This window comes from Mesorhizobium sp. M0587, from assembly GCF_040320945.1.
In the GTDB taxonomy this organism is placed as follows: domain Bacteria; phylum Pseudomonadota; class Alphaproteobacteria; order Rhizobiales; family Rhizobiaceae; genus Mesorhizobium.
This window is the reverse complement of record NZ_JAMYQP010000053.1, coordinates 1-14,715: the sequence shown is the minus strand read 5'-3', so window position 1 is coordinate 14,715 and position 14,715 is coordinate 1. Positions and strand designations below refer to the sequence as shown.

At 64.0% G+C, this 14,715-nt stretch carries 16 protein-coding genes; 11 read left to right on the top strand and 5 right to left on the bottom strand.

Going from position 1 to position 14,715, the window contains the following annotated elements; translation table 11 throughout:
• Positions 1-123 precede the first annotated feature (123 nt).
• On the top strand, positions 124-450 hold the full coding sequence (locus NKI49_RS29965) for a DUF1330 domain-containing protein (protein WP_027025269.1): 327 nt from the start codon (positions 124-126) through the stop codon (positions 448-450).
• 109 nt (positions 451-559) lie between these two features.
• The gene (locus tag NKI49_RS29960) at positions 560-1,093 is read left to right on the top strand and encodes a hypothetical protein (protein WP_352607189.1); all 534 of its coding nucleotides are present in this window, start codon (positions 560-562) and stop codon (positions 1,091-1,093) included.
• A gap of 54 nt (positions 1,094-1,147) precedes the next feature.
• Here NKI49_RS29960 and NKI49_RS29955 read toward each other — a convergent pair whose 3' ends face one another.
• Positions 1,148-2,026 (bottom strand): phosphatase PAP2 family protein, encoded by an 879-nt coding sequence (locus NKI49_RS29955; RefSeq protein ID WP_352607187.1) that lies wholly within the window; start codon positions 2,024-2,026, stop codon positions 1,148-1,150.
• A gap of 443 nt (positions 2,027-2,469) precedes the next feature.
• A complete protein-coding gene (locus NKI49_RS29950; protein WP_352607185.1) occupies positions 2,470-2,919 on the bottom strand; it encodes an ester cyclase in 450 nt (149 codons plus the stop codon).
• A gap of 204 nt (positions 2,920-3,123) precedes the next feature.
• On the opposite strand from NKI49_RS29950, the gene NKI49_RS29945 reads away from it, so the two are divergent.
• On the top strand, positions 3,124-5,208 hold the full coding sequence (locus NKI49_RS29945; protein WP_352607183.1) for an EAL domain-containing protein: 2,085 nt from the start codon (positions 3,124-3,126) through the stop codon (positions 5,206-5,208).
• Here the strand turns inward: NKI49_RS29945 and NKI49_RS29940 are convergent, their stop codons facing one another.
• The gene (locus NKI49_RS29940) at positions 5,209-5,403 is read right to left on the bottom strand and encodes a hypothetical protein (RefSeq protein ID WP_027025273.1); all 195 of its coding nucleotides are present in this window, start codon (positions 5,401-5,403) and stop codon (positions 5,209-5,211) included. It lies immediately after the preceding gene.
• Positions 5,404-5,816: 413 nt separating this feature from the next.
• Here NKI49_RS29940 and NKI49_RS29935 point away from each other — a divergent pair, with 413 nt between their 5' ends.
• Positions 5,817-6,521 carry an SDR family oxidoreductase gene (locus tag NKI49_RS29935; RefSeq protein WP_027025274.1) on the top strand — a complete coding sequence of 235 codons (705 nt, stop codon included), beginning with the start codon at positions 5,817-5,819 and terminating at the stop codon, positions 6,519-6,521.
• Between the two features lie 98 nt (positions 6,522-6,619).
• Positions 6,620-7,678 (top strand): Gfo/Idh/MocA family protein, encoded by a 1,059-nt coding sequence (locus NKI49_RS29930; RefSeq protein ID WP_352607181.1) that lies wholly within the window; start codon positions 6,620-6,622, stop codon positions 7,676-7,678.
• Between the two features lie 105 nt (positions 7,679-7,783).
• Here NKI49_RS29930 and NKI49_RS29925 read toward each other — a convergent pair whose 3' ends face one another.
• On the bottom strand, positions 7,784-8,380 hold the full coding sequence (locus NKI49_RS29925) for a DUF922 domain-containing Zn-dependent protease (RefSeq protein ID WP_502899617.1): 597 nt from the start codon (positions 8,378-8,380) through the stop codon (positions 7,784-7,786).
• A 102-nt stretch (positions 8,381-8,482) separates the two neighbouring features.
• Between NKI49_RS29925 and NKI49_RS29920 the strand changes: the two genes are divergently transcribed.
• Entirely contained in the window at positions 8,483-8,971 is a 489-nt protein-coding gene (locus tag NKI49_RS29920) for a hypothetical protein (RefSeq protein WP_352607179.1), read from the top strand.
• A gap of 207 nt (positions 8,972-9,178) precedes the next feature.
• Complete coding sequence (locus NKI49_RS29915; RefSeq protein ID WP_352607224.1) at positions 9,179-10,378, top strand: aminotransferase-like domain-containing protein; 1,200 nt, start codon at positions 9,179-9,181, stop codon at positions 10,376-10,378.
• 105 nt (positions 10,379-10,483) lie between these two features.
• Here the strand turns inward: NKI49_RS29915 and NKI49_RS29910 are convergent, their stop codons facing one another.
• Positions 10,484-11,023 (bottom strand): J domain-containing protein, encoded by a 540-nt coding sequence (locus NKI49_RS29910; RefSeq protein WP_352607177.1) that lies wholly within the window; start codon positions 11,021-11,023, stop codon positions 10,484-10,486.
• Positions 11,024-11,438: 415 nt separating this feature from the next.
• Here NKI49_RS29910 and NKI49_RS29905 point away from each other — a divergent pair, with 415 nt between their 5' ends.
• From NKI49_RS29905 to NKI49_RS29890, 4 genes are all read left to right on the top strand, one after another.
• A complete protein-coding gene (locus tag NKI49_RS29905; protein ID WP_352607175.1) occupies positions 11,439-11,858 on the top strand; it encodes a VOC family protein in 420 nt (139 codons plus the stop codon).
• Between the two features lie 242 nt (positions 11,859-12,100).
• Positions 12,101-12,613, top strand: a complete 513-nt coding sequence (locus NKI49_RS29900; protein ID WP_352607173.1) for a hypothetical protein — start codon at positions 12,101-12,103, stop codon at positions 12,611-12,613.
• Positions 12,614-12,656: 43 nt separating this feature from the next.
• Positions 12,657-13,274, top strand: coding sequence for a cysteine peptidase family C39 domain-containing protein (locus NKI49_RS29895; RefSeq protein WP_502899616.1), 618 nt, complete (start codon positions 12,657-12,659; stop codon positions 13,272-13,274).
• A gap of 24 nt (positions 13,275-13,298) precedes the next feature.
• Positions 13,299-14,384, top strand: a complete 1,086-nt coding sequence (locus NKI49_RS29890) for a D-alanine--D-alanine ligase family protein (RefSeq protein ID WP_352607171.1) — start codon at positions 13,299-13,301, stop codon at positions 14,382-14,384.
• The last annotated feature ends 331 nt before the right edge of the window (positions 14,385-14,715 follow it).

The following is a 14,715-nucleotide window of genomic DNA, read 5'->3' as shown; positions in this document are numbered from 1 at the left end:
CGGCCAGTACGGAAACTGTACTACCCCAGTACAGATCGCGGACTGGTTGGCGACTGCCTTGCCATGCGAGCCCTTTGGCCAGTGCACGGGATACTCCTGTGCGCCGCAACCAGGAGACTACCTATGACCGCATACGTCATTGCAGACATCAAGGTGAAGGACCCGCAATGGGTGCCGGCCTACGCCGCCTCGGTGCACGACCTCGTCCACAAGCATGGCGGCAGATATCTGTCGCGCAGCGGCAATGTGAAGACGCTGGAAGGCAAGCCGCTCGACACCACGCTGATCGCCTTGATGGCGTTTCCGTCCGAAGCGGAGGCGCGCGCCTTCACCAACGATCCGGCCTACGCCCCCTTCGTCTCGGCCCGCCAGGGCGGCAGCGACAGCCGTTTCCAGCTGATCGACAACACCGATCTGGCCGGAACGATCCCCTATCTGCCGAAAGGATGATCGGCATCCGTCGCATCGGGATCTCCAAGCAACAACAGTCACGGCGCTTGCCTGCCGGGCCTCCGTATTTTCGGCGGCCGGCCAGCCGTGCTTTTTCAAGAAGAATGGAATGAAGATGATATCGAACTTTTATAACAGGCTCCTCTTGGCGGGGACCGTGCTCACCGTCTGCGCCACCTTCGCGCAGGCGCATCAGGAAGCGGCCGCCGCGGCCGGCCCCAATCCGCTGGCCGACAAGGTGCGGGCCGCCAACAGCCGGTTTCTCGACGTCAAGGCGGCGACGGCCGAGGGCTACGCGCCGATCCCTTGCGCCAGCGGCATCGCCGGCGGCGCCATGGGCATCCACTACGTCAACGGCCAGTACCTGAAAGACGACAAGATCGACATCGCCCGTCCCGAAGCCGTGATGTACGAGCCGATGGCCGACGGCACGCTCGAGCTGGTGGCGGTCGAGTACATCACCGCGAAGGGGCCGGCCTCGCTGGACGGCCAGTTGTTCAACTTCAACAGTGCGCCGAACCGCTACGGCCTGGGCGAGTTCTACGAACTGCATGTCTGGGCCTGGAAGGGCAACCCGACCGGTGCGTTCGCCGACATGAACCCGAAAGTGTCATGCGAAAACGTCGTGGCGCCGAGCCAGTAAGCAATGCGGCCAGGCGGCGCCAACGCCGCCTGGCCATCCGGCCTTCTGGTCAGGTCAGCGTGGCGCCGGGTCGGGAATCGCCAAGCCGGCGTGGGCGATGTCTCGGCTCGCCCGCGGCAAGACCAAAAGCCCCGTCAGGTGCCAGAGCGCGGACACGACGAGGATCGAAAGGTAGCCATCCACGGCATAATGCCAGCCGGTGTAGACCGAACCGAACAGGATGAAGGCCGCGAAGGACCAGCCGGCAACCGCCCAGCGGCGGCCGAACCCGGCGAGGAAGAACGCGTTGAGCGTGGCGAAGGCGACGTGCATGCTCGGCATCGCGGAGATGCCGCCGCCCAGTTCCGGGCCGCCGCTTCGGTAGGTTGTAAGCAGATAGTTGGCATAGGCATGGACCGATGCGGCGTGGCCGTTATGCGCCAGCGCGGTTCGCAGCGCGGCAAACCTCTCGCCGCCGTAGAACTGGTCATGGAATATCGGCCCGGTGGATGACAACATGGTGGCTAGAACGGTGCCGCACAGGATCGTGGTCAGGGCGAACGCCCAGAGATAACGCAGGCGCCGGACTGGGCTGTTCCAGAAAGCGACGAACAGCAAAGTGCCGAACCATTGCACGTGCCAGCCATATCCGTAGCCAGCGAAAATGACGGCCGAGACGGGCTCTGGAACGATGCTGTGCGCCCATGTCCAGGGATCGGTGCCATGCAGCCGAAGATCGAGCTCCGCCAGCATGCGGTCGGCATAGAATGGGACGATGTCCGGGATCGCGACCTTCAAGGTGGTGAAGGCGGTGATGCCTAGAAAGAACAGAAGGATCACCGGCGCGGCGCCCAGCCAACGCTGCCGGAACGTATCGAGCATGAATCTTGTCGGCGCGTGCCTGGCAAATATCAGCGCCACCACGCCGAGGCCAGCCGCCAGAAGTGTCGGCATGAAGAAGACGAACGGCTGGGCATAGGATTGCGCCAGACGCAGATAGCGATCCGGCTGCAGGCAAAGGGCAGCCGCGGCATAGGCACAAGGCCGTCAGCAGCCCGCCGCTTCTGCTTGCCGCAATGCCGAACTCAAAAATGGCAGCAGAGCGACGATCGCCGCCGCTCCGCTCGGAGTGAGCACTCATAAAGGACATCCCGCCAGCTGCCCGAAACACTGCCATGATGTTTCGCAGATGACGTATTACTAATCAGTTACACTTCAGTCGAAGAATGCACAACATTAGATCTGCATAATTTATCTTTTGTTGGCAACGATCCGTTGACCACGATTGGTTGGCGGCGAAGTATCCATCCGCCAGCATTGTGGCTTTCACCTGTCGCGGACTGTCTCATCGCGGATCAAAGAGAGCCGTCGCCCTGGCGGGCGACAGCCCTGCGGCCTCACGCGGCCTTGATCAAGCCGAGCTGGGTGAGGGCGGTGACGCCGTCGTCGAGGCCGATCTCCTCGACGATCCTGCCGTCGACCAGCTTCAGCACCGTGGTACCGGTGAAGCGCATGGCGCGGCCGGTGGCGACGGGCAGCAAACCGACGAGGAAGTCGCTGAAGGCCGGCCCGGTATGGGTGCCGCCGCCCTCCCACTGGCCGACGACATAGTCGCCCTCGGCGATGAGGTCCGCAGTGGCCCAGAAGTTGAGGTCCGGGAAAGCAGCGCGGAAACCGGTCATGAATTCCTTGATGTCATCGCGGCCGCGGCGCGGCTCGTGCAGCGAGTATTTCAGCAGCATGTTAGGCGCGGCGATGGCGTCGACGACCGACAGGTCGCAGGTTTTACCCCAGAAATCGGTGAACCATCTGACGACGATGGCCTTGTTGTCTTCCTGCTTGGTCATTGGGAGGTCCTCTTGTGGTTGCGCGAGATCGCCGCCTCGGGCGACCGCCCGCAATCCCTAGGAGGACCGCCCGGCGACAAAACTCCGGTTCTTGCCCGCCAATCGAAAGGTGGACAGGACGCCGCAATCGAGGACTTCCGGCGGTAACTGTTTCTTCTCTGGTTCTGCCGCAAATTGCCGCGAGCGGGACGGACGAAGCGGAACATGGCGGGTCGGCACAAGAAAAGTCGCAGCGGAGCGTTCTGGGCGAAGGCGCTGGAGCGCGCCCACCTCGGCGTCTGGGACTGGGATCTTGCGACCGGCGACTGCTTCTATTCGGCGACCTGGGCGCGGATGCTCGGCTATGAAGAGGATGAGATCGCAAACACCAGCGATCTGTGGCTGCGGCTCACCCATCCCGACGATCGCGAGCGGGCGCTGGCCAGCGGCGACAGCCACATTGCCGGCCAGACCGACGCCATCGAGACCGAGCTCAGGCTCAGGCACAAGCTTGGCCATTGGGTGTGGGTGCTCGACCGCGGCGGCATCGTTGAGCGCGGCGCTGACGGGCGGCCGCTGCGGCTGATGGGCGTGCAGACCGACATTTCGAAGCAGAAGGCGGCCGAAGCCGAACTCGAACAGGTCAATGTGCGCTTCCGCCTGGCGCTCGCCGCAAGCGGCACCGGCATATGGCATTACGACATCGCCACCAACAAGAGTTATTGGGACGCCCGCACCAGGGACATATTCGGCCTCGCCACCGGTGCGGACGAGGTCACCGCCGGCCTCTGGCATACCTTTCTGCACCCCGACGACAAGGAAGCCACCGAGCGGGCGCACCTGCCGAAACCCGGCTCGGACAAGGTCACCGCCACGCAATACCGCATCGTCAGGCGCGACGGCGCAGTCCGTCATGTCGAATCGCTGGTCCGCTACGTCGCCGCCGCGGGTGCCGCGGGCCAGATCCTGGGTACGGTGCGCGACATCACCGAGGACAAATTGCGCGAGCAGGAACTCGCCCATGCCGCCCGCCACGATGCGCTGACCGGCCTGTGGAACCGCGCCGCGTTCGACAGGCTGCTCGGCGACCGCATCGCCTCGGGCGTGCCGCTGGCGGTGTTCTATGTCGATCTCGACTACTTCAAGGCGCTCAACGATTTCGCCGGCCACGCGGCGGGCGACGTCGCGCTGAAGAGCGTTGCCGCCGGCATTGGCCGCTGCCTGCCGCCCCTGGCGCATGCGGCGCGGCTCGGCGGCGATGAGTTCGCGCTGATGGTGCCCAATTGCGATGGGGCGGAAGCCGAACGAATCGCCGACGCCATCCTTGCCGCCGTGCGCGGCGCCGATCTCGGCCTCGCCGCCACGCGCCGGCTGGCGGCAAGCGTCGGCATCGCCATTGTCAGCGATCGCGACATGGCGGTGGCCGACGCCCTGGCCTGCGCCGACGATGCCTGCTACGCGGCGAAAGCGGCCGGGCGTGATCGTTTCGCGGTGTTTTCGGCCGAGGCCGCCTCCGGCGGCCTCAATGCGGCGCGGCTTGCCGCCGACACGGTCGATGCCATGGAAGACGGCAGGCTGAAACTGTTCGGCCAGCAGATCCACCGGCTGGGCCGGCCGTGGGAAGAGAGCCGCCATGTCGAGGTGCTGGCCAGACTCGCGGGGCGCGATGGCCGGCTGATCCCGCCGGGCGAGTTCATACCGGCGGCCGAGCGCTTCGGCATCGCCCCGCGGCTCGACCGCTGGATCATCCGCACCGCGCTGTCGCTGCACGGCGCGGCGATGAAGTCAGGCGCCGTCACGCTCGGCTTCAACCTGTCGGCGCAGACGCTGAGCGACCCGCGGCTGTGGGATTTCGTCGACAGCGTCATCGACGAAACCGGGGCGCCGCATTCCGCCATCGGCTTCGAGATTACGGAAACCGCCGCCGTCACCAATTTCGCTGCCGCCGAGACCTTCGTGCGCAAGGCGCGCGAACGGCGCTGCCGCGTCAGCCTCGACGATTTCGGCGCCGGCATGAGCTCGTTCGAATATCTCCGGCGCTTTCCGGTAGACGCCATCAAGATCGACGGGTCCTTCATCGAGCACATCGCCGAGAGCCGCTTCGACCGCGAGATCGTCTCGGCCATAGCGGGCATTGCCCGCAGCGTCGGCTGTGGCGTCGTGGCCGAGAAGATCGAGCAGCCGGAGACGCTCGATGTCTTGCAGGCGATGGGCGTCGATTTCGGCCAGGGTTTCCTGCTGCACCGGCCCGAGCCGCTGGAGCAGATCGTGACGGCGGCGGGCGCGGCATCTGCCCGCAAGGCTTCCTGATCAGCTGCTCCGGCGTGCCATCGGCCGCGGAAACTCCAACACCCCGGCCTCGGGCCGCCTGTGCTGCGCTTCCGCCACCGATTCGATCAGGAGATCGAGGGCCTCGCATGCCAAGCGGCTCGTTTCGTCATTGCCGCGCAGATAGTGATAGGCGCGTTCGAGATGGATACGGGCGGCTGAAAAATCGCTGGTCAATGGTACCCTCCATGATCCCGCCCTAATGTATATCTTGGCTCGCCCGGCGGAACGCGAGGTAAATATCCACAAGTGGTTTTTATTCAAATGCCGGCGAAGCTGGTAGCGGCCGCCAATCGCCCCTCTCTGTCCGGCAGGACAGAGGAGGGCGCGAAGGATCGCCCAGCTTTCCGATGTCAACTCAATTGATCGCCAACCGTGAAAGCAAGATCGATTCGATCAGTTTGGTCGGCGGGACAGCGCCCGTCGCGGCGGCAGTAGCGATGTTCCGGACCGGCTGAGCGCGGCATGCAGTTTTTCTGCTGCTTGGATTCAGAGTTTCCGGTTCGAACCGGACGGCGAAACCGGCTATACCGGCGCCCGAGCGCCGGGCGTGCCGGTCGCAGTTTCGCCAACCCAAGAGGGAAAATCCAATGAGTGCAGAAAAAGTAGCTGTTGTCGTGGCCGGCGGCAGCGGCATGGGGGCGGCGGCGGCCAAGCGCCTGGCGGCGGATGGGTTCAAGGTCGCCATCCTGTCGTCGTCCGGCAAGGGCGAGGCCCTGGCCAAGGAATTGGGCGGGCTCGGCGTCACCGGCTCCAACCAGTCGAACGACGATTTGCAGCAGCTTGCCGACCTGACGCTGGAGCGATGGGGCCGCATCGACGTGCTGGTCAACAGCGGCGGCCACGGGCCGCGCGCGCCAATCCTGGAGATATCAGACGAGCAATGGCACACCGGCATGGACGTCTATCTCCTGAACGTCATCCGGCCGGTGCGCATCGTGGCGCCGCAGATGGTCAAGCAGAAGGCCGGCGCCATCATCAACATCTCGACGGCCTGGGTGGTCGAGCCGAGCCCGATGTTTCCGACATCTGCCGTGTTCCGCGCCGGGCTTGCCGCCTATACCAAGATTTTCGCCAACACCTATGCATCGGACAATGTGCGCATGAACAATGTGCTGCCCGGCTGGATCGACAGCCTGCCGGCCACCGAGGAGCGCCGCGACAGCGTGCCGATGCAGCGCTATGGCACCTCGGAAGAAATCGCCGCGACCATTGCCTTCCTGGCTTCGGAAGGCGCCGGCTACATCACCGGCCAGAACATCCGGGTCGACGGCGGCATTATTCGCGCTATCTGAGGGCGCTGCCGGGAGGAACCAAGCCGGCCTTCGCCAATGGCCGCAGGCGCGTGGCCTGATCGTTCAACCTGTCAGACACCTCGCCCAGGGAGCAAAATATGCGGCTTTTGATACTCGGCACCGGCTGGATGGCGCAGGAACATGCCCGGCGCTTCAGCGCCATCGAGGGCGTCGACATCGTGGCTGCCGTCGATGTCGATCCGGAGCGCGTCGGCGAATTCGCCGACGGTTTCAATATCCCCAACCGCTTCACCTCGCTGGAGGCGGCGCTGGAATGGGGCGCCTTCGACGCGGTGGCCAATGTCACGCCGGACCGCATCCATCATGCGACCACCATGGCGCTGATCGCCGCCGGCAAGCCGGTCCTGTGCGAGAAGCCGCTGGCCGAGAATTTTGGCAAGGCCATCGAGATGGCGCAAGCGGCCGAAGCCGCCGGCATCGTCAACATGGTCAACCTCACCTATCGCAGTGTCGCGGCCCTGCAGAAGGCACGCCAGATGGTGCAGGCGGGTGAAATCGGCACGGTCAGGCATGTCGAGGCGTCCTATCTGCAAAGCTGGCTGGTGTCGAAGTTCTGGGGCGACTGGCGCAGCGATCCGAAATGGCTCTGGCGGCTGTCGCGCGGCCACGGCTCGAACGGCGTGCTCGGCGATGTCGGCATCCACATCCTCGATTTCGCCAGCTATGGCGCGGCTCTCCACATCGACCATGTCTTCTGCCGGCTGCGCACCTTCGACAAGGCGCCCGGCAACCACATCGGCGAGTACGGGCTCGACGCCAATGACAGCTTCGCCATGACGCTGGATTTTTCCAACGGCGCCTTCGGCGTGGTGCATGCCAGCCGCTGGGCGACCGGCCATCTCAACGAACTCCGCCTGCGCATCTATGGCGACAGAGGCGGCATCGAGGTGGTGTATAATCTCGACGGCTCGCACCTCAAGGCGTGCGTCGGCGCCAACGTCGACGACGCCATATGGGAAGAACTCGACGCCGGCGTGGTGCCCACCAACTACCAGCGTTTCGCCGATGCGGTGCGAACCGGCGTGCAAGGCGAACCGTCGTTCCGCCATGCGGCCGAATTGCAGAAAGTGCTGGACCTGGCGGTGGTGTCGGACGAGAAGCGGGCGGAGTTGAGCGCGCGGGTGGATGAGCGCTAGCTCCTCTCGCCCCGTTGGCGTGCCGAAAGCCTGGCGCTTTGGTCTGACCGCCTGGGCGCCTGATCAGCTCTCGGCCGATCGGTTTCGGCGTCTCGCTCGCGACACTCAGCCGCCATTCACCAAAGCGAGGATAAGCTTCTGGAGATTGCCGCCCTGGCCGAGCTCGACGCGGTCGAAGTCGCGGCTGGCCTGCCGCTGCGCCTGTGAAAGTTCCGACAGGCGCCTGGTCATCTCAGTCCGGATCTTGCTGCATTTCGGGTCATCGGGGACCGTGAGGCCGACGGTCGCCGCCTCTATCTTGCGCACCATGTCGATGATGGCTGCGCCATGTACCTTCTCGTGGGCGCTGACGCCGGCGAGAAAAACCTCCCAGTTCTTCTGGATGGTTGGCGGCAGCGGCGCGGAGGCGCTGGGCAAGGTATACGTGATGATCAGCTTCGGTCGCGCCGAGGCCAGCACGCAGGCTCCGGCCCGCGCCTGATAGTCCCTGGTCCAGGTCAGCTTGAAATTGGTGTGGGCAATGGCATGGACAATGCCGAGCTTCGGTCCGTTCTCGCCGATCGAGCGGTAGAGTTCAGGCCCCGACTGGCCCGAGATGGCGTAGGGCTTGATCTGCTCGACCGGCTTCCAGTCGGCGTGCGCCGCGAGCGGCAGGGCCATCGGGGCGACTAGGGAAAGACACAGGCGAATACAGCTTCTCAAGCACGCTCTCCGCGAAATCGGACCGGTGCGGACAGGCAATGCCACCGGACGGCTTTTCCTATAGGTTGCCGTCGGGTGCTGCAAATATTGGAGGGGGAAATCATGCGATATCTCGTCATCGCCGGCGCCGTGATGGCGTTGCAGATCGCGCAGCCGGCCTTCGCCGCGCCCTGCGACGGCTGGAGCGCGAAGATGGAGGAGGACGAGGGCGGCAGCGTGCTGACCGCCTCGGTCTGCGGCGGGTCGAAAGGCGATTCGTGGCTGATGCTGACCTGTTTCGACAGGCCGGTGCTGAGCTTCGACCTCGGCGGCGCCGGCCCGCAACTGGAGCCCGGCATCAGCGGCGCGTTCGACTTCAAGGCCGACGGCAAGACCGTGACCAAGACTTTGCAGCTCGAAGCCATGTACGATTATTTCGTGGTGGAGCTTGCCCGGGCCGATCCGCTGCTGGGCCTGCTGCGCGGGAAGGGCGAGGTGCTGGTCAGCGCCGCCAAATACGGCCAGGCCGGTTTTCCGCTGAAGGGATCGAGCGCGGCCATCGGCAAGGTGCTGGCGCAGTGCGGCAAGGCCAAGCCTGGGGATGGGGATTGAGCGGTGGGTTCGAAGAGCTGGCCGCTGGACGGAATCCGCCTCGCACTTTTCCTGGAATTGCTGCGGGCATGCGCGCCACTCCAGATCGCCGGCGGCTGGCGTATGCCGAAAGGTTATCAGGCTCTATTCAAATGGCTGGGAAAAGCCGATATAGGTCAGCTAGGTTGACCTATTCCAAATTGTCGCGGGAGGCGCGCCTTGACCTTGATGAAACTGTTGGCTTCGCGCTCGTCGCGCATGAAGGCGTCCGAAATCCGCGAGCTCCTGAAGCTGCTCGACCAGCCCGACATCATCTCGTTCGCCGGCGGCATTCCCGATCCGTCGCTGTTTCCGGCCGAAGCGATCCGCGATGCCTATGCCGATGTGCTGGGCGGCGCCGAAGCGGGGGCGGCTTTGCAGTACCAGGTCTCGGAGGGCTACCTGCCGTTGCGGCGCTGGATCGCCGGACAGATGGGCAAACTCGGCGTCTCCTGCGACGAGGCCAACATCTTCATCACTTCCGGCTCGCAGCAGGCGCTGGATTATCTCGGCAAACTGTTCCTGTCGCCTGGCGATACGGCGCTGGTGACATGGCCGACCTATCTCGGCGCGCTGCAGGCTTTCAACGCCTACGAGCCGCGCTATGACCGGCTGACCGTCGACGGCGGCAACATGACGCCCGATGCCTATCGCGCGGCGGCGGCCGCGGATGGAGGCAAGGTCAAGTTTGCCTATCTGGTGCCGGATTTCGCCAACCCGACCGGCAATACCTTGAACCGGCAGCAGCGCGAGGCGGTGCTCGACCTGGCCGGCGAACTCGACATCGCCGTCATCGAGGACGCCGCCTATCGCGCGCTGCGCTATGACGGCGAGGGCGTGCCGCCGATCCTGGCGCTCGATTGCGCCCGATCGGGCGGCATCGACAAGGCGCGCACGCTCTATTGCGGCTCGTTCTCGAAAATACTGTCGCCGGGCATGCGTGTCGGCTGGGTCTGCGCGCCGCGCCACGTCGTCGAGAAGCTGGTGCTGATGAAGCAGGCCTCCGACCTGCACAGCCCGTCGATCAACCAGATGGTGATGCACCGCGTGGCCGAGGCCGTGTTCGACGGCCAGGTCGAAAAACTCATCGGCGCCTACCGCGAACGCCGCGACGGCCTGCTTGCCGCACTCGAGGCCAACATGCCGGCCGGCGTGACCTGGAGCCGACCGGAAGGCGGCATGTTCGTCTGGGTGACGCTGCCCGAGGGGTCCGACGCCACCGAATTGCTGGCGCGATCGGTGAAGGAGGCACGCGTCGCCTTCGTGCCCGGCAACGCCTTCTTCGCCGACGGTTCGGGACGCAACACGCTGCGGCTGTCCTTCACGCTCGCCGACCGTCGCGCGGTGAGCGAGGGCATCCCAAGGCTGGCGGCCCTGTTGAAGGGATAGGCGCAGCTCGAGTGGCTCCTTACGCCGCTACCTTCATCAGGCGCTTGATGCGTGAAAGCTTGGCGAGCCAGCTCGCGGATCGCCTTTTCGTAACCCTCCGCGCCTTCAGCCTGCATGATCCAGCAGCCTGGCGGTAGGAGGGTTACGAGGGTGTTCGGAATTGGCGCGATCGATGCCTTCCACGGTGATCGCGAACATTCCGTTTTCGATCCTTCCTATCCAGCCTTTCGCTTTCAGGTACCAGAGATGAAACTCCAGATGCTCGCGCGGACAACCGGACAAGCGCTCGAGTTCCGAATCGCCTACGCCGGGATTGTTGACGTCCTGTCGGCGTTTTACATAAAGGAGCGAAAGCAGTTTGGCTTGGATGACGACATCCCGTTCGAGGCCCTTAGTGTTGCTGGCTTCTTCGGTCAGCACGCGGCGAAGGTTCAAATGGTCTTTATACTGGATGTCGTATTGCGCGCGCTTGACCGGATCCTTGAGGGTATTGTGGGCTTCCACGATTTCGCTGAAGCGTGACTCATCACCGGTATCCCGATTGTCGGGGTGGTAGCGCATGGCAAAATAACGAAACACCCGCTCGATGGTTTCCGAGTTGGCGTTAGGGCTGATCTCCAGAATTTCGTAGTGATCAGTAAACATGGTGGTGCCGCCGCGAGGTCGCCATCGTGCAAACCGCCGAGATAAACCTGACCTCGCCGGATCCCGCGGTCGCCGCCGTTCGGTCGTCCGCCTGATCGTGCCCTTCTTTCCACGCGAAAGAAGCAGCGAAACCGCGCTCGCGAGTTTCCATGCGTCCAACACAGGCCATTAGTTCCCCGCCCTCTCGGGGACAACATCGCGCCGAACCTACGCAAACGCAAGCGCGCGTGCTTGAAGCCTCAAAGGCGGAGAGGTAACGGCCGGACATGACAGCCACCTTGATCGCGGCCTCTCGCGCCGGACGTAAGCAGCCAATCGCAGCCGAAGCGCTCGCTAGCCCAAGATCCTTGTTCAAAGGCGCATTGACCACGCCCCGTCCGGGCCTAAATTCGCATCCTCACGAGGAGGAATTTGTATGGAACTGCATCGCGGCCGGCTCATCGATCACATCCAGCTGGTGGTCAGGGATCTCGCGGCCAGCCGGCGTTTCTACGAGGCGGTCCTGCGGGTGCTCGATGTGCCGATCGGCGGCACCGGCGATGACTATTTCTGGGCCGACGAACTGTTCGTCTCCAGCCTCGACAGCCGGGCGGCGCAGGGGAAGCTGACCGGCCGCCATCACCTTGCCTTTCAGGCAAAGGACCGGGCCATGGTCGATGCCTTTTACAAAGCCGGGCTCGACGGCGGCGGCAAGGACAATGGCGCGCCGGGCGAACGGTCCTATCATCCCGGCTATTACGCCGCCTTCCTGCTCGACCCGGACGGCAACAACATCGAGGCCGTCCATCACGGGCAGGCGACGCGCAGCGCCGCTTCGGTGAAGATCACCTTCTAAGGTGTGCCGATGTTCAGGTGATGCGGTCTGCAAACGACGGCTTTGTGCGGTTCGGTGCTCACCTTTGAAGCCGGACCGCAACGCTGTGGGCGAGAGATGCTGCTTGGCGTTGCCAATTTGGTGGCCCCAATGCTAACCGTGCAAATGGCTGGCGGGAATCGTTATCGGGGCAACGTGCATCACTAACTTTCAATAAAACTCCCAAGCAGACATCCATCACCTCACCGTGGAGAAATATTTTTATGCAAAGCCTAACCAAGGCGATCTGTGCCGCCACACTTTTGCTTTCGATCGGGACCACGGGTCTTACTAGCATATTAACTGATGCTTATATCTCGTCAGCGCAGGCTCAGGAGGAGTATTTTCCGACCGAGAAGGATTTTGTCGGCAAATGGAAACTCAGTGGGGCAGCCATCCGGCCACCGAGCGACATGAAGGATGCGCCCACGCCGGAACAAGAAGCGGCCGCCACCGAATTCCAGCAGACGGTTACTGCGTTTTACGGTGCGTTCGATTACCTGGAGATCACGGCGGACGGCCGTTACAATTTTCATCAGCCCGGTGACCCGGCGTCACCCTGCGTTTGGTGCGGAACCTGGTCCTTCAGCAAGAGTTCGCTGTGGCTCAAGCTGGAAACCGCGCCCAGGCTTGATATCTACGCCAAGGACGGCGACATCCAGATGACCTACACCGCCGAGCCCGACGAGAAATCGAAATATGCCTGGCAGGTTTTCGGCTGGACCAAGATCGAGTAGGCGGACGGAAACCGTTACACACTTTTCCTGCTCTGGGAGCCGCATGAATCCGTTGCCTGAATCCGTGCCGTTTTTCAGCCAGTGGGAAACGCCGGACTTGACGATGGCGGTGCTGGCGGACGGCGCCGACGCCGCGCTGCGGCGCGATCCCTTGTGGCGGGGCTCGGGAGCCGAGACCCTCGACGAGTACGCGGCCTGGGCGGCCAACATCTGCGGCATGGCGTGCCTGAAGATGATCCTGGCGACGCGTGGCGAGATCATTCCGACGATGGAACTCGCGAGGCAGTGCACTCGATATGGCGGCTATGTCGTCAACGGGGAATCGATCAAGGGGCTGATCTATGCCCCTTTCGTCAGCTTCGTGAAAGAGGCGTTCGGCCTGCGGGCCGAGGTGATGACCAATGTGGCGACATCGGACATTCCGGCGACCCTGGCGCGGTCGCGCTTCTTCATCGCTTCGGTCAGCAGCCGGATCCGCTGGCCCGAGCGCGAGCCGCCATCGAAGGGCGGGCATCTGGTGCTGGTCACGGCGGCGTCGGACGAGATTTTCCGCTTTCACAATCCGTCCGGCCATATCAGCGCCACACAGGCGAACGCAGTGTTGGCGCCAGCCGATTTCGATCGCTTCTTTGCCAACCGCGGCATCGCCGTCGCCATTTGATTTTTTGACAGCCGAGGGATTTCGATGACCGCCAAGACAAGGGTAGCCATTCTCTATGGCGGGCGTTCGGCCGAACATGACGTTTCGCGCCTTTCGGCCGCCAATGTGCTGAAGGCGATCGACAGGACCCGCTACGAGATTGTGCCGATCGCCATTTCCAGGGACGGCAAGTGGCTGTTGCAAAAATCGGCAGCCGAAGAAGGGGCAGGGGCGCCGGTGTCCGAGGATGGTATCGAGGTCGCCCTGCTGCCCGGCGGCAAGGGCAGGCTGGTCGCCGTATCGCGGGATGGGTCGCGTCCCGACCTGCCGCCGGTCGAGGTCGTCTTTCCCGTGCTGCACGGTCCGTTCGGCGAGGACGGCTCGGTGCAGGGCTATGCCGAGGTCGCCGACGTCGCCTATGTCGGCTGCGGCATCCTGGCCTCGGCCGCCGCCATGGACAAGGATGTCGCCAAGCGGCTGCTGCGCGAGGCCGGGCTGGCGGTTGCCCGATCGGTCACCGTGCGCCGGAACGACATCAATTCCTTCCAGGAGATAGCCGGGGCGGTCGGCCTGCCTTTCTTCGCCAAGCCGGCGCGCCAGGGTTCGTCCTTCGGGGTGAGCAAGGTGAGCGGCAGGGATGGGTTCGAGCAGGCCGTCGAAACGGCTTTCCGCTACGATCCCAAGGTGCTGATCGAGGAATTCGTCGAGGGACGCGAGATCGAGTGCTCGGTGCTGGAGCGGGCCGACGGCACGCTGGCGGTGTCGCTGCCCGGTGAGATCATTCCCGCCGGCAAGCATGGCTTCTACACCTACGAGGCCAAATATCTCGACGCCGATGGCGCCGTGGTCAAGGTGCCAGCAGATGTCCCGGCAGCGGTCGCCGACACGGCCAGGGAAATGGCGCGGCGGGCTTTCCTGGCGCTCGGCTGCGAAGCCATGGCGCGTGTCGATTTTTTCCTGCGCGCCGACGGCGGCCTGCTGGTCAACGAAGTCAACACGCTTCCCGGCTTCACCGACATCTCGATGTACGCCAAGGCGCTGGCGGCGATCGGCATCGGCTACGGCCAGGTCATCGACGTGCTGATCGAGCACGCGCTGGCCAGGCATGCAAAGCGAACGGTCTCAGGCTGAACTGGATCTGGACGCCGGCGCTTGCAACGCTGACAATTGGCAAACCGCCGATGACAGCGCCCCTCTCCCCGTTCTACGGGGAGAGGATGCCGGCAGGCAGGTGAGGGGCGGCGCGGCGCTGAGGTTCCGGAGCCCAAACGGGCTCGCTCCGTGTTGGAATTCGCCCCTTCCTTGAGCGCTGGCACCGCCCCTCATCGCCCTGCCGGGCACTTCTCCCCGTATAGCGACCTATCGCATTCACACATCTCGGTTGCGTTTTGCGATGAAGCTCGATTCTGTGTCGGTGAGAAGATCGATGGAGGTATCGATGACCAGGATCGAGTACGGACTG

Excerpts from the sequence above, each read along its gene's own strand:
- NKI49_RS29900 (WP_352607173.1), top strand. The coding sequence starts at position 12,101 with ATGCAAAGCCTAACCAAGGCGATCTGTGCCGCCACACTTTTGCTTTCG.
- NKI49_RS29930 (WP_352607181.1), top strand. The coding sequence starts at position 6,620 with ATGCGGCTTTTGATACTCGGCACCGGCTGGATGGCGCAGGAACATGCC.
- NKI49_RS29950 (WP_352607185.1), bottom strand. The coding sequence starts at position 2,919 with ATGACCAAGCAGGAAGACAACAAGGCCATCGTCGTCAGATGGTTCACC.
- NKI49_RS29960 (WP_352607189.1), top strand. The coding sequence starts at position 560 with ATGAAGATGATATCGAACTTTTATAACAGGCTCCTCTTGGCGGGGACC.
- NKI49_RS29955 (WP_352607187.1), bottom strand. The coding sequence starts at position 2,026 with ATGCCGACACTTCTGGCGGCTGGCCTCGGCGTGGTGGCGCTGATATTT.
- NKI49_RS29910 (WP_352607177.1), bottom strand. The coding sequence starts at position 11,023 with ATGTTTACTGATCACTACGAAATTCTGGAGATCAGCCCTAACGCCAAC.
- NKI49_RS29945 (WP_352607183.1), top strand. The coding sequence starts at position 3,124 with ATGGCGGGTCGGCACAAGAAAAGTCGCAGCGGAGCGTTCTGGGCGAAG.
- NKI49_RS29905 (WP_352607175.1), top strand. The coding sequence starts at position 11,439 with ATGGAACTGCATCGCGGCCGGCTCATCGATCACATCCAGCTGGTGGTC.
- NKI49_RS29915 (WP_352607224.1), top strand. The coding sequence starts at position 9,179 with ATGAAACTGTTGGCTTCGCGCTCGTCGCGCATGAAGGCGTCCGAAATC.
- NKI49_RS29890 (WP_352607171.1), top strand. The coding sequence starts at position 13,299 with ATGACCGCCAAGACAAGGGTAGCCATTCTCTATGGCGGGCGTTCGGCC.
- NKI49_RS29935 (WP_027025274.1), top strand. The coding sequence starts at position 5,817 with ATGAGTGCAGAAAAAGTAGCTGTTGTCGTGGCCGGCGGCAGCGGCATG.
- NKI49_RS29920 (WP_352607179.1), top strand. The coding sequence starts at position 8,483 with ATGCGATATCTCGTCATCGCCGGCGCCGTGATGGCGTTGCAGATCGCG.
- NKI49_RS29965 (WP_027025269.1), top strand. The coding sequence starts at position 124 with ATGACCGCATACGTCATTGCAGACATCAAGGTGAAGGACCCGCAATGG.
- NKI49_RS29895 (WP_502899616.1), top strand. The coding sequence starts at position 12,657 with ATGAATCCGTTGCCTGAATCCGTGCCGTTTTTCAGCCAGTGGGAAACG.